General features: G+C 53.8%; 6 protein-coding genes. 3 read left to right on the top strand and 3 right to left on the bottom strand.

Annotated elements, in window-relative coordinates; all coding sequences use genetic code 11:
- Positions 1-258 precede the first annotated feature (258 nt).
- Together NH461_RS19580 and NH461_RS19585 are read left to right on the top strand one after the other, a co-directional pair.
- Entirely contained in the window at positions 259-1,218 is a 960-nt protein-coding gene (locus tag NH461_RS19580; RefSeq protein ID WP_261604271.1) for a LysR family transcriptional regulator, read from the top strand.
- On the top strand, positions 1,181-2,155 hold the full coding sequence (locus NH461_RS19585) for an alpha/beta hydrolase (protein ID WP_261604272.1): 975 nt from the start codon (positions 1,181-1,183) through the stop codon (positions 2,153-2,155). The genes NH461_RS19580 and NH461_RS19585 overlap by 38 nt, the downstream gene beginning before the upstream one ends.
- Here NH461_RS19585 and NH461_RS19590 read toward each other — a convergent pair.
- The 3 genes from NH461_RS19590 to NH461_RS19600 all read right to left on the bottom strand — a co-directional run bounded on the left by NH461_RS19590 (position 2,133) and on the right by NH461_RS19600 (position 11,060).
- Complete coding sequence (locus tag NH461_RS19590; protein ID WP_261604273.1) at positions 2,133-8,123, bottom strand: non-ribosomal peptide synthetase; 5,991 nt, start codon at positions 8,121-8,123, stop codon at positions 2,133-2,135. The genes NH461_RS19585 and NH461_RS19590 overlap by 23 nt on opposite strands.
- Before the next feature lie 217 nt (positions 8,124-8,340).
- Complete coding sequence (locus NH461_RS19595) at positions 8,341-8,937, bottom strand: class I SAM-dependent methyltransferase (protein ID WP_261604274.1); 597 nt, start codon at positions 8,935-8,937, stop codon at positions 8,341-8,343.
- 212 nt (positions 8,938-9,149) lie between these two features.
- On the bottom strand, positions 9,150-11,060 hold the full coding sequence (locus tag NH461_RS19600) for a DEAD/DEAH box helicase (RefSeq protein ID WP_261604275.1): 1,911 nt from the start codon (positions 11,058-11,060) through the stop codon (positions 9,150-9,152).
- Positions 11,061-11,434: 374 nt separating this feature from the next.
- Here NH461_RS19600 and NH461_RS19605 point away from each other — a divergent pair, with 374 nt between their 5' ends.
- Positions 11,435-13,459, top strand: a complete 2,025-nt coding sequence (locus NH461_RS19605; RefSeq protein WP_261604276.1) for an exoribonuclease II — start codon at positions 11,435-11,437, stop codon at positions 13,457-13,459.
- Positions 13,460-13,510: the final 51 nt, after the last annotated feature.

A 13,510-nucleotide genomic window follows, 5' to 3' on the forward strand; every position in this document is an offset into this window, starting at 1 on the left:
TCCCCTCATCCTTAATACCTACATCAGGTATGACTTCCAGAAAGTGAACAGCGTGGGAAACACTCTTCGTCACTAACTCAGTTATTTCCCCCTATCTTAGATGAAAGATGCAAAATTATTACCAACATTGTTGCAAATCACCTTTTCGTATTAGGGACGAAGCATAAGCAAGATTCTGATGTCACAGTGATTTCATTGGTTTCTCAAACGCTCGTTTGCTATAACTGGGAGGTGACTAAATATTCACCAGGATTGAACATGCTGGACAAGGTTGTCTTTTTTATCCATGTCGTACGATCGGGCTCGATCAGTGAAGCTGCCAAGCAGAATGGGATCTCGGCATCGGCGGCCAGCCGTTGGCTCAATGAACTGGAAGAGAGCATGGGCGTCAGCCTGCTCAAGCGGACGACCCGAAAAATCAGTCCGACCCAGGCCGGTCAGCGCCTCTATGATCGATTTACCCGCATCCACAGCGAAATTGATGACATCTTCAATGAAGTTCAGAACATGAGCAGTGAAGATCGCGGCACTATCCGCCTGGCCAGTACGCCCTTGTTTGCCAAGCATTACCTCAGTCCTATCATCGGTGAATACCTGACCGAACACCCGTCCATTAACTTTGTGGTGCTGGAGACTGCCTTTGAAGTCGACCATGTCCATGAGGTGGATTTTGCCATTCGGGCCAATGCCACCTATCGCGGATTTCAGGACAAAGACAGCCTGCTGGTGAAGCGATCCCTGCTGCGCGAGCCGTTGATGGCCTGTTGCTCTCCGGCTTATATCGAACAGTTTGGGGAGCCGAAAATCCCGGACGACCTCAAACAGCACCTCTGTTTGTACGCCAGTACGCTGGTCGGCGGTAATCGCTGGATTTTTGAACTGAATGGTGAGTGTACGTCGGTAGAAATTTCTCAGACCGTTGAAGCCGATGACAGCGAGATCCTGAAAAACATCGCCCTGGCCAGCGGCGGGGTCGCTTACCTGCCGGTCAGCCTGATCAGTAAAGACATCGCCCGGGGCCACCTGGTACCGGTGCTGAAAAATTACGTCAGTAGCGAGTTCGAACTCAACTTATACTTTAAACCGCGTAAATATATGCCTGCCCGCTGTGCCAATTTTAAAGACTATCTCATCAAGCGGGTCCCGGAGATTGAATCGATTCGAAAAAAAGGAATTTACGATGGCCACGCCTCCGCCAGCACTCCGAACCTGGCTTGAACAGTTCAATACCCTGTTGCGCCAATCCGAGCAAGCCGGTATATCCCCGACCCCGGCGCTCGCCCGCCAGGGACTCGCGGGGATCACCGCACAGTTTGTTACCCACGCCCCCGACATCGCCCGGGTCATTGACGGTACCATCCATCAGAGCCCTATCCCGTGTCGGATCTATCACCCGGCTCCGGAAACCGAATTGCCTGTCGTGCTGTTTTATCACGGCGGCGGACATATGTGCGGGAACATCGCGGTGTACGATCCAATCTGTCGAAAGCTGGCCCATCACAGCCAGGCCATTGTCGTAAGTATTGATTACCGCCTTGCCCCCGAGCACCCTTACCCGGCCGGAGTTGACGATGCCATCCTCAGTCTTCGCCAGCTGTTTCCAACCCTGGATCAGAACCAGATCCGCTATCGCCGCAGCCTGACGCTGGCCGGTGATTCAGCCGGTGGCGCACTGGCCGCAACCGTCGTCCAGTCACTCAACTCGCAAACATCGCGACTGGATCACGAGTCGTCCTTGGCAGATCAGCCCCCCAGCGTCGACAAGCTGGTCCTGATTTATCCGAGCCTGGATTACACCCTGACGGCTGATTCACTGCGGGAGAACCACGCAGGCTATGTGCTGGAGACAAACAAAATTGAATGGTACTTCCGCCAGTATCTCCAGCACCGGGAATGCCGGGAGTCAGTCTCCCCGCTGTATGGCGATATCCCCCCCGCCCACCCGGAAACGTTGATCATCACCGCCGGTTTTTGTCCCATTAAGGACGACGGCCTGCACTACCATTTCCGGTTACAGCGTGCCGGCACACCCAGCCGGCACTTGCATCAGGAAACCATGGTCCACGCCTACCTGAATCTGGAAACACTGGTGCCGGAAGCCTGCCAGCAGACATATCAGGCGATTGGCGATTTTATTCAACAGTCGCGTTCATGATCGCAGCCGCCGGATCAACAGCGCGGATATCGTGTACAAGGACCAAGAGCGCTGCACGACAGCGCTCGGCCAACATCTCAACGGTTTGGCGCTGATAGATCCGGTCGCCATATTCCCAGGTCATAGTCATATCGCCCTGTTCGTAGCTCACGGTACACGAGAGTTTATGAATGGCCTCACGTGACTCGCCCACCATCGCTTCATAGCGCGTCAGTCGCAGCAGCGGATGGCTGAAATGTTCCTCACCCAACGACATCGACTCGGGAATAAAGTTGATATCAATTTCCGGTGCCGGTAATGCCGAGAAATCTTCAGATGCTGCGACCGGCGCGGTCCGAAACTTCAAATCACTGAAGCCCCGGCTGTGTTGCTTGCACGCCTGAATCTCATCGCGAACGGCCTGGACCAAGGCCAATCCCCGCTTGTCGTTTGCCGGGCTGACAATCACCGGTACATAATCATTCAACCAGCCAACCGTACCGGACAAATCCAGCGCGCTCTGCTCCCGACCGACCAGCACTTCTTCAAAGCACATCGCACCACCACCACACCAGGCCGACAAAGTCTGCACCAGCGCTGCCATCACCAAATCGTAGGCATGCACCCCGGTATCACTTGCCACGCCCTTCAGGGACTGGCTCAGCTCGGCCCCCATGCGCAGCGAAATTTCCCGCCGGGAGCCGATGCTGTTGCGTAGATGATCAAAAGGCTGGTCCGTCGGCAACGGAGACACTGGCTGCTGCAATTGTTGAGTCCAGAAGCGGGCATTGATCCGGGCTTCGTCGCTCTGTAACCAAGACTGGCACTCTTGCTGCCATTCCCGGAAACTCGCCCCGGTTCGTGTCAGTTGTGGCAATTGCCCCTGTTGCGACTGGGTCAGCGCCGTCAGGAAATCCCGGAAGAAAATCCCCAGGGAGTAACGATCCATCACCAGGTGGTGGATCGCCATATATAGACGATCCGGTTGCGACGCCCCGAAGTCGCAGTAGAAACATCGGAACAGCGCCTGATCAAAAGCAATACTCTGCCTGAACTGCGCCAGTTGCTGCTCAACATCTGCATCAGACATGGCAGAGCAATCCACAACCGACACGCAATCAAATACATCCACCGGGCAAATCTGCTCAAGCCAATCGCCGGACTGCGGTGCTAAACCGGATTTCTGTACTAGGTCGGATTGCTGTGCTTGGTCGAAATGCTGCACCAGGTTGATCCGCAGCCCTTCGTGCAACCCAACAACGGCGTCCATGGCTTGCTGTACGGTAAATGCGTGGTTCTGCAGATCCTGGAACTTAAACATGACGCAAGGCCCCCAGCGCTCCAGCTCACGGGTACGCTGGAAATACCAGAATCGGTTCCCCGGCGGGTGATAAGCAACGGGAGCCTGAGGGGGATGGTCACCGTGACGTAATTCAAAACAGGCCCTGTCAATCACCGCTAGCAGGGCATCTTCAAACTGACGGACAAATGCCTGATGTTGTACAGATGTCAGCTGTGAATCAATCTGAAACATGAGTCGGCCATGCCGTACAGCGCCATTCAGCTCCAGCCCTGTTGCCACCTGATTTTCTGCCGCGCGGGTCCGGCCACACTGCTCGGTAAGAATCGACCACAGCGATGTGCCGCCTTCCTCAACAGCGGGGTTCAACTGACCAAAATAATTGAAGCATACCTTCGGCAAGGATATATCGCCCAGCAGTCCCGCCAAGGCCCCGAAACCGATCCCCTTGTTCGGGACCGCTTGCAGGATCTGCTTCGTCCGACGAATGGTGGTTGCCAGATCATCATCCGCCTCCAGACGGACCGGATACAGACTGGTAAACCAACCCACCGTTTTACTGACATCCAACGACGCAACATCCAGCTCCCGACCATGGGATTCCAGTGTCACATGATGGACCGGTTCGTGAAACACCTGGCTCAGTGCAACCACCAAGGCAGTGAGCAAGAGATCATTGATTTCAGTATCAAAACCTTGATTTGCTTCCCGGAGTAACAAGTCCGTCTGCGCTTCTGACAACATGAGTTGCCCGGTTTGCCGCTCCCGGAAAGGCTGCGTCGCAGTCAAAGTGTCGTAGCCTGATCCCACGATATGATCGGCCATGACCGTTCGCCAATATTCAACTTCCTGTACATGACGCGACGCATACTGGCCAACCGCCTGCTGCCACTGACGATAACTGCTGGTTTTCCGGCCAAGCTGACCGCCGTTGAGCACGAAGCGCAGATCATCGGCCAGGATCCGCCAGGACACGACATCGATAATCAGGTGATGGAATGCAAACCACAGCCGTGTGCGGGTCGCGTCGTTCAGACGCACCACACGCCATAACGGCCCCGCCTCAAGATCAAAACCGCTTTGACGCTGGCTGAGCCAAGCTTCCAGCTCCGCCTCATCCATCAACCCCACGTCCAGCGTTTCAAGCGCAACCGGAATCGCATTTGAAGGGGCGTAATACTGGCTCACTGATCCGTCCGGCGCGATCCGGAAGCGACAACGTAGCATGTCGTGCTGGGCAACCAGGGCTGACAACGCTGCATCGAGTTGATGCGGCGTGATCTCCGGTGGAATTTCCACCATGAATGCCTGATTCCAATATTCCGGGACCGCCAACTTCATCGCGAAAAACTGCTGTTGAATCGGCAACAGACCCAATTCGCCAGTCAGTAATCCCTGCTCGGCATCAATCGCCTGATCGCGGCAGTTATCCAGCCGATGGGCCAGCTGAGCCACTGTCGGTGCCGCAAAAATATCTTTCACCTGCGCGCTGACCCCGGCCCGCCGCATTCTGGAGACCAGTTCAATGGCGATAATCGAGTCCCCGCCAATACGGAAAAAGTTATCTTGGATCCCAACCTGAGCCAGTCCCAGAGCCTGCTGCCAGGCATCACACAACACGGCCTCCAAAGCCGAGCGTGGCCCGACGTAGCCCTGGGTTTCCGTCAACACCGGCTCCGGCAGACGAGCGCGATCCAGCTTCCCGTGATGGGTCAACGGCAGGCTGTCCAACTCGGTATAGCTTGCTGGCACCATATACTCCGGCAGACGATCAGCGAGTTCCGCCTGAAGATGATCAAGCGGAATCGTTTTCCCGGACTCGGCGATCAGGTAAGCGGCGAGAAATTTGTGCCCCTGATGTTCGCGATCAATCACGACCGCTTGCTTGATCGACCCATGCGCCAGTATCGCCGCTTCGATCTCCCCCAACTCAATCCGATAACCCCGGATCTTCACCTGAAAATCGTTGCGGCCCAGATATTCCAGCTCACCATCAGGCAACCGACGCACCAGATCGCCGCTGCGATAGAGTCGATCCCATCCCTGCGCTTGTTCCATCGCTGACGGACAGGGATGCGGCACAAAGCGCTCTTCGGTCAACTCCGGTCGGTTGAGATAGCCCCGGGCCAGCCCCGCACCGCCGACATACAGCTCTCCGGCAGTCCCGGTCGGCACCGGCTGTAAATGACGATCTAACACATAACCGCGCATATCCGCCAACGGTCGGCCAATATAGGAGCCGCTGTTGGCCATACCCTGATGCAGACGCTTAAAGGTAACATGCACCGTGGTTTCGGTGATCCCGTACATATTGATCAGCTGCGGCTGCTGATCTCCATGCCGCGCCCACCAAGGGCTGAGCTGAGCCAGATTAAGTTTGTCGCCACCGAAAATCACGTAACGCAATTCTGGCCAGCACTGATCTTTCTCCAGCAGCTCTGCCGCCAGAGAATAAAATGCCGCCGGTGTCTGATTCAGCACGCTGACCCGGTAGCGGCGACACAAGGCAGAAAACAACGCCATATCGCGAACTTCATCTGCGGACGGGATCACCAGTGCCCCGCCATGCAATAGTGCGCCCCACAGCTCCCACACGCTGAAGTCAAAACTGTACGCGTGATACATTACCCAAACATCATCGGCATCAAAGGCAAAGGCTGTCTGTGAAGCATCAAACAACCGCAGTACATTCTGCTGGGTTTGCAGCACCCCTTTCGGCGCTCCGGTGGTTCCTGAGGTATAGATGACATAAGCGAGATCGCTTGCCAGCCCCGACTGCGGCAAATTGATGTCGCATTGCGCAGCCAGTGCAGTTCGGTCATCCGCCGTTATCGTTTCCGGCGGCATTGCCAGTGCCGAGGCCAATTGTGTCAATTGCTCCGTCAGCGACTGCTCCGTCACGATCAGTGGGGCCTGTGTATCTTCAAGAATAAAGCGGCAACGCTCAGGCGGCGACTGCGGGTCGATCGGGACATAGGCGCCACCGGCTTTCAGGACCGCAAGGATGCTGACCACCATGTCGATCCCCCGGCGGTGATACAAGCCGACCAGCGTATCCGGCGGTAAGGGCTGACCAAACCTTGCCTGGTAGCGGGCCTGAATCGCTCTGGCCAGTTGGTTGGCCCGCTGATTGAGCTCGGCGTAAGTCAGGCTCGTATCCTGAAAATGCACGGCCGGATGATCCGCAAAATATCGGGCCTGATGTTCAAACTTCGCGACCAGTGTTTGAGACTGAGGGAACACAGTTTCACTTATCTGGCCCCATTCATCATCCAGATCTGACTGGATCGTCACCGGGAGCTCAGCCAGGGTCAGTGACACCCGGTTCTCATTCAGTTTCTTATTCAGGTGTGAATCCTGATGTGCATCATCGTTAAGCACAAATGTCAGCATGGACATCCAGCGTGCCGCAAGTGCCTGGATCTCCGATCGGGAGAAATACGCCCGGGCATAGCTCAGGCGCAGGGTGAACGCTGCGTTGGTTTCATAGTCGAGCAGACGGATCTGCAACGGTTGCGGGTCAAACCGGCTGCTTCGCGGGACAATTTCATACGCAGGACCAGCGCCGTACGGGTAATCTGCCGGCGCGAGTTCAGAGAATTTTTCATAGAGGACATGGATATCTGAGAGCTGTCCCCGGGGCGTCTCCGTCAAACGGGCAAAATGGCTGACCGGAAAACGGCTATGGCGGAAGCTCTGGCCCAACTGCTGGCTAATCGCCACGACAAACTCAGCAAACGGCATATCTGGTGACACCGTCACACCGACCGGAATGACATTCGACAACATGCCAATCACTTGTTGCGCCTGCTTCCCGCTGCGACCGTGGACCGCAGTCGCCAACATCAGCTGCGGCTGATCCAGGGTTGCAGCAAAATAGCGGCTACTGACAGCCGTCATCACTGCCAGAATACTCACCCGGTGCCTGGCGCAATAGTTTTCCAACTGCGAACAAAGTGACTCAGAAAGCGGCATGCTGTACTCATCGCTGCCATCCTGATCATAGTAACGCGGCAGCCGGGTCGGCGTCTGATCAGCCAAAAACTGTTGCCAATAAGTCTGGTCGCTCTGGTAACGACGTGAAGATATATAATCACGGGCTTGTTGCGCCTGCGGCAGAAATTGAGGGTGTCCCTTCAGCCAGGGACAATCCGTCTGATGCCCCAGTGACGTATAAACTTGGTGCCATCGTTCATATAAGCGGTATACCCCTAACCCATCCATAAACAGATGGTGAAAACGAAAGGCCAACCAGAAGATATCATCCGCCAGTTGAAGCAAACTCACCTGATGCGCATGGCCGTGCTCGAGGGAAAAGAGCTGGTCAAATTGTTGCTCAATCCAAAGTTGCGCGGCTTGCTCAGGATCTGTCTGAGCACTGAAATCGAAAAACATCATCTCACTCGCTTCAGCCATCGGGGGAAGCACCGACTGTCTCGGCGCTCCGGGCTCATTGGCGACCAACTGCATTCTCAGTACATCCAGCTCACGGTATAAAATCGTCCAGGCACGACGCATGCGATCAATATCCACGGCTTGGGTGATCACCTGATAGCTGCCGACATTGTAAATCGGGCTCTGCGGATAGAGCTGCTGTTCGTAATAAACACTTTCCTGGGCCGGATGAAGCGATCCCTCACGCCCGCCCTGATCACAAACCTCTGAACGTCTCTCTTTTCCCTTAGCCAAAGCGCTGCCCTTCCGTCTTTATCTGCTTCATTCGTCAGGCCTAAACCATCGGACTTAAATTATCAGGTTGAAATCATTACCCGTCCGGCTGCATGATGAAATTTATTCACCAGCTCCCGGGTTAAAATGAAACAGTGAATTAAAATGAAAACAGTGAATTAAATTAAATGGTCTATTTCCGGCACTCTTAATGAATATCACAAGTGCCGGATCATTTTTACTCAGGTTTAAAGACCTTGCAGGTCCAGGCCTGGCCACTGCCATTTTGAACCAAGGTTTGGTCAATGAGAGTTAACCCCTGCTGAACTTTGCGCCAGGTTAATCGGTCGACCCACAACTGGCGATAGAGGGAAATAATAATGATACCGTCCGGTTTTAAATACTGACGTAGCCGGGCAATTAATTGATCCGGGTTATTGATACAGTTCAGGCTTTCACAAAACACAATACAGTCATATTGACGATCAGGCTGGTAGGCATGAGCATCTGCTTGTTCAAAGGAGGTTTTTTCGTTTTTCAGGCTGGCATTGGCATTATGAATCGCGGTATCGGAGAAATCGATCCCCTGGTAATAATGGTAATCGGAGCGACTCATTTCCCGATTTAATACCCCTTCCCCGCATCCGATATCCAGAATATCTGCCCCGGGTTTGAAGAAACGAATATAACCACGAATCACATTGTAATGTGCCAATTCGCCGATTTGATGCAAATGTTGCCACTGGTTATTTTGATATTGCTCTTCCCAAACACCTTGCTCAGGTTGAAAAGCTTTCATCCCAAACAGGGTCAGAACCAAATCTTTCGCGCGCATATATTGTTCCATATTCAATTAAATCTGCGAGCGATTATGCCTTAATGATTATCGATGGAATTGACAGTTTTAAACATTTGCGAGGCATTTCCAAGACATGCTGTAAGCCGAGATGAAAGGAAATATTTGATATAAATTTATGGCATAAAAAAACCGGTCAGCAAACTGACCGGTTTTTAAAAAGATTACGCGATGATGCGAACTGTCGAAACTTAAGCCTCGAAACGTGGCTTGCTGCTGCGCTCAGTGCGGCGACGATCGTTACCGTTGCCATGGTTACGTTCACCACGGTAGCTACCACGGTGATCACCACCACGGTTGCGGTCAAAACGACGCTCGCCTTCACGACGGCCGCGACCGCCTTCACGATTACCATCACGGTTGCCACGGTAACCGCCACGATTCCCATCTCGGTTACCGTCACGGCCACCACGACGGTGCTCACGCAGCACGTCATCTTCAACAACAACCGCTTGCGCTTCTTTCTGACGAATACGCAGTTTCTTCAGTTGTGACACAACTTCGCTGGTCATCTTCTTCGGCAGCTGAACATAGGTGTGCTCAGGCGCCAGTTTGATTGCACCGATGCTGTCTTTGTTCAGACCCAGCTCGTTCGCAATCGCGCCAACGATGTCTTTCACCTGAACACCTTGCTCACGGCCAACCTGCAGTTGGTACGTATCCCAATCAGCAGTGTTGAAGGTACGACGCTCACGGCGCTCGCCACGGTCTCCGCGGTCACCATCTTCACGACGACGATCACGACGCTGCTTCTCACGCTCGATGGCAGCAACCATTGGGTCCGGGCCTTTGTAGAACAGCGGACGATTACCCTGCTGACGTTTCAGCAGCATCGCAGCCAGAGTTGCGGCATCAACTTCGATGCTTTCCTGCAGCTTCTCAACCAGCTCAACGAAAGATTCCAGACTTGCTTCTTCTTTCTGTGCTTCCAGCTCCTGACCCAGACGGCTCAGACGCGCTTCAGCAACAACATCACGCATCGGCAGTTGGATTTCTTCCATGCGAGACTTAGTCACACGCTCGATAGTACGCAGCATGCGGATCTGGTTGGTGCGAACCAGCAGGATCGCTTTACCGTTACGACCGGCACGGCCTGTACGACCGATACGGTGGATGTATGATTCAACATCGAATGGGATATCGTAGTTGAATACGTGCGTAATACGCGGTACGTCCAGACCACGGGCAACAACGTCCGTTGCTACCAGGATATCAATCACACCACGCTTGATGTGTTCAACGGTACGCTCACGCAGAGACTGCGGGATATCACCGTGCAGAGCAGCAGCTTTAAAGCCGCGGGCAGACAGCCAGTCCGCCAGACGCTCGGTATCCTGACGGGTACGAACGAACACGATAGACGCGTCAGTATCTTCAGTTTCCAGCAGACGCATCATGGCTTCGTCTTTCTCGACGCCCTTCACGACCCAGAATTGCTGTTCCACTTTAGAAACCGTACGGTTTTCGCCGGCGACATCGATACGCGCAGGCTCACGCAGGAAGCGATCGACGATTTCTTTGACGATTGGAGGCATGGTGGCTGAGAACAGCACGCGCTGTGCAGTTTCAGGCGCTTGCTCCATGATCCAGGTGACGTCGTCAACGAAGCCCATTTTCAGCATTTCGTCGGCTTCATCCAGAACGAAGGTGTGTACTTCGTCCAGGTGCAGGCGATCACGGGAGATCAGGTCTTTCACACGACCCGGTGTACCCACAACAATGTGAGCGCCTGATTTCAGTGCGCGCATTTGATCAACGATCGATGCACCACCGTAAATTTCCAGAACTTTCAAGCCCTTGATGTTTTGACCAAGCACTTTAATTTCAGCTGCAACCTGAATGGCCAGCTCACGCGTCGGCGCCATTACAATTGCTTGTGGTTTACGCTGGTCCAGATCCAGCTTGTTCAGCAGCGGCAGAGAGAAGGCCGCAGTTTTACCGGTACCCGTCTGCGCTTTACCCAGCGCATCAGTACCCGTTAAGAGAAGAGGAATAGACGCCGCCTGAATAGGAGTCGGCGCAACGAAGCCCATAGTGTCAAGTGCGGATAGTAGTGTGTCGGCCAGTTCTAACTGGCGAAATTCTGTAACAGATTCTTGCATTGGGATCCCAATATGTGATCTAAAAAAAAACGGGCCCCTTTGCTTTAAACGGTTCTACAACAGCAACCACAAGCATGGGCCTCGGCTTTGAGGCGCGTATTGTGCGCGTTTACTTGATAAAATGCCAGAAAAAATTGAGCGTTGTCACAAATTAACTTTCAAACACCTATTTATTAATCAATTGTGTTCACATTGAATCAATTCCCGCTCACTTCCTTGAGATTAGCAAGTATCGCCGGATCCTGCCGCCTCCTTTTTATAGCCTTTCATACGGCAGACAGGGAGAGAATTCGCCGCTTCTGTCAGGGATTGCCCTTGGTTTTAAAGCACGAAGGCCTTATAGTGTGTCGGTTCACAATCTGAGACCGGGTATAATGTTTCAAGACAATCCACTATTAGCACAGCTAAAAAAGCAAATTCAGGAAACCTTGCCGAAAAAAGAAGGCACCATTAAAGCCACCGACCGCGGCTTTGGTTTTCTGGAGATCGACAACAGCAAAGACAGCTTTTTCATTCCGCCAAACTACATGAAAAACGTCATGCACGGTGACCGTGTGATTGCCGTGATTCGGACTGAAAAAGAACGTGAAGTTGCAGAGCCGCAAGAGCTGGTCGAACAATGTATGACTCGCTTTATTGGCCGCATCAAACTGATCCGCGATCGTCTGCATGTTGTGCCCGATCACCCGCAGCTCAAAGATGCGATTAAAGCCCGTGCCATGAAAGGCCTGAACCCAGAGCTACTTAAGGAAGGCGACTGGGTTGTTGCGAACATGACACGTCACCCGCTGGTCGGCGACAACAAAACGTTCTTCTGTGAAGTGCAAGAAAAGATCACTGACAGTAATGACAAGATTGCCCCGTGGTGGGTTACCCTGGCCCGCCATGACCTGCCAAACGCCGAGCCGGCGCCGCAAGATAGCTGGAATATGCTGGAAGAAGGCCTGGAGCGTCGCGACCTGACCGACCTGCCATTCATTACCATTGATGGTGAATCGACCAAAGATATGGACGATGCGCTCTATACGGTCGCCAAAGAAGACGGCAGCTTTGAGCTTACCGTTGCCATCGCCGATCCAACGTCTTACATCACTGTCGGCGACAGCATGGATAAAGAAGCCCGTCAACGTGGTTTCACCATCTACCTGCCAGGCCGTAACATCCCGATGCTGCCGCGTGAACTGAGCGACGAGCTGTGTTCACTGATGGAAGGCGAAAAACGCCCGGCATTGTGCTGCCAGGTGACCGTCGATAAAGATGGCGTGATCCAGGACAATATCGAATTCTTCGCGGCTTGGATCCAATCTCAGGGCCGCCTGTCTTATGACAACGTGTCTGATCTGCTGGAGCACGGCAATGCCGAAGGCTGGGCCCCAAGCGATGTGATCCGTCAGCAAATCGATGCCCTGCATGGTTTTGCCAATGCTCGCAGCGAATGGCGTGCCAACAACGCCGTCGTCTTCCCGGACCGCCCCGACTACCGTTTCGAACTGAGCGCAGACAACGATGTGGTCGCAATCCACACCGACCCGCGCCGGACGGCCAACCGCATGATTGAAGAAGCCATGATCACGGCGAACATCTGTGCCGGCCGTGTCCTGCAAGAGAAGTTTGGTTTTGGTGTTTATAACTACCACAACGGCTTCAATCCGGAAAAACTGGATGCCGCCATGGACTTCCTGACCGAAGCCGAAGCGCCGTTCGAGAAAGAACAACTGCTGACACTGGACGGCTTCAGCTCCCTGCGTCGCTGGTTGAACGCCCTGGACACCACCTACCTGGACAACCGCCTGCGTAAGTTCCAGGCGTACAGCGAAGTGGGGAACAAGCCGGCACCGCATTACGCCATGGGCTTGGATGTTTACGCTACCTGGACCTCGCCAATTCGTAAGTACGGCGACATGATCAACCACCGCCTGCTTAAAGCTGTCATCAGCGGCCTTGAGCCGAGCCAGGTGCCGGATGATGAAGTCGGGGAAGAGATTGCCAACCACCGTCGTCACCACCGTATGGCTGAGCGTGATGTGGCCGACTGGCTGTACGTTCGTCTGCTGAAAGACGCCGTTAAAGATGAGACGGTCTTTACCGCAGAAGTATTCGACATCAACCGTGCCGGGATGCGTGTACGCCTGATTGAAAACGGCGCTGCCGCGTTCATTCCGGGCCCGCTGATCATGGATAACAAAAAACGAATCGAGTGCAACGGTGATCTCGGCGTGATCAACATCGATAACGTCCGTGAATTTCAGTTGGGTGACATGTTTGAAGTGAAACTGGCTGAAGTTCGTACTGCAACGCGCCAGCTGGTTGCGAAACCTGTGAAGACCTTCCCGCCGCTGGTTGATGAGCAACAGGCCGAAGCGCCAAAGACTGAACAGCCGACAGAAGAGAAAGCTTAATCGCTTGATTCACTGTCTACTTTTTATCAAGGGCCGGTCTATACCGGCCCT

Source organism: Photobacterium sp. TY1-4 (assembly GCF_025398175.1).
Lineage (GTDB): Bacteria > Pseudomonadota > Gammaproteobacteria > Enterobacterales > Vibrionaceae > Photobacterium.

Bases quoted from the DNA above. Each gene is read 5' to 3' on its own strand.
- NH461_RS19580 (WP_261604271.1), top strand. From the start codon at position 259: ATGCTGGACAAGGTTGTCTTTTTTATCCATGTCGTACGATCGGGCTCG.
- NH461_RS19585 (WP_261604272.1), top strand. From the start codon at position 1,181: ATGGCCACGCCTCCGCCAGCACTCCGAACCTGGCTTGAACAGTTCAAT.
- NH461_RS19595 (WP_261604274.1), bottom strand. From the start codon at position 8,937: ATGCGCGCGAAAGATTTGGTTCTGACCCTGTTTGGGATGAAAGCTTTT.
- NH461_RS19600 (WP_261604275.1), bottom strand. From the start codon at position 11,060: ATGCAAGAATCTGTTACAGAATTTCGCCAGTTAGAACTGGCCGACACA.
- NH461_RS19605 (WP_261604276.1), top strand. From the start codon at position 11,435: ATGTTTCAAGACAATCCACTATTAGCACAGCTAAAAAAGCAAATTCAG.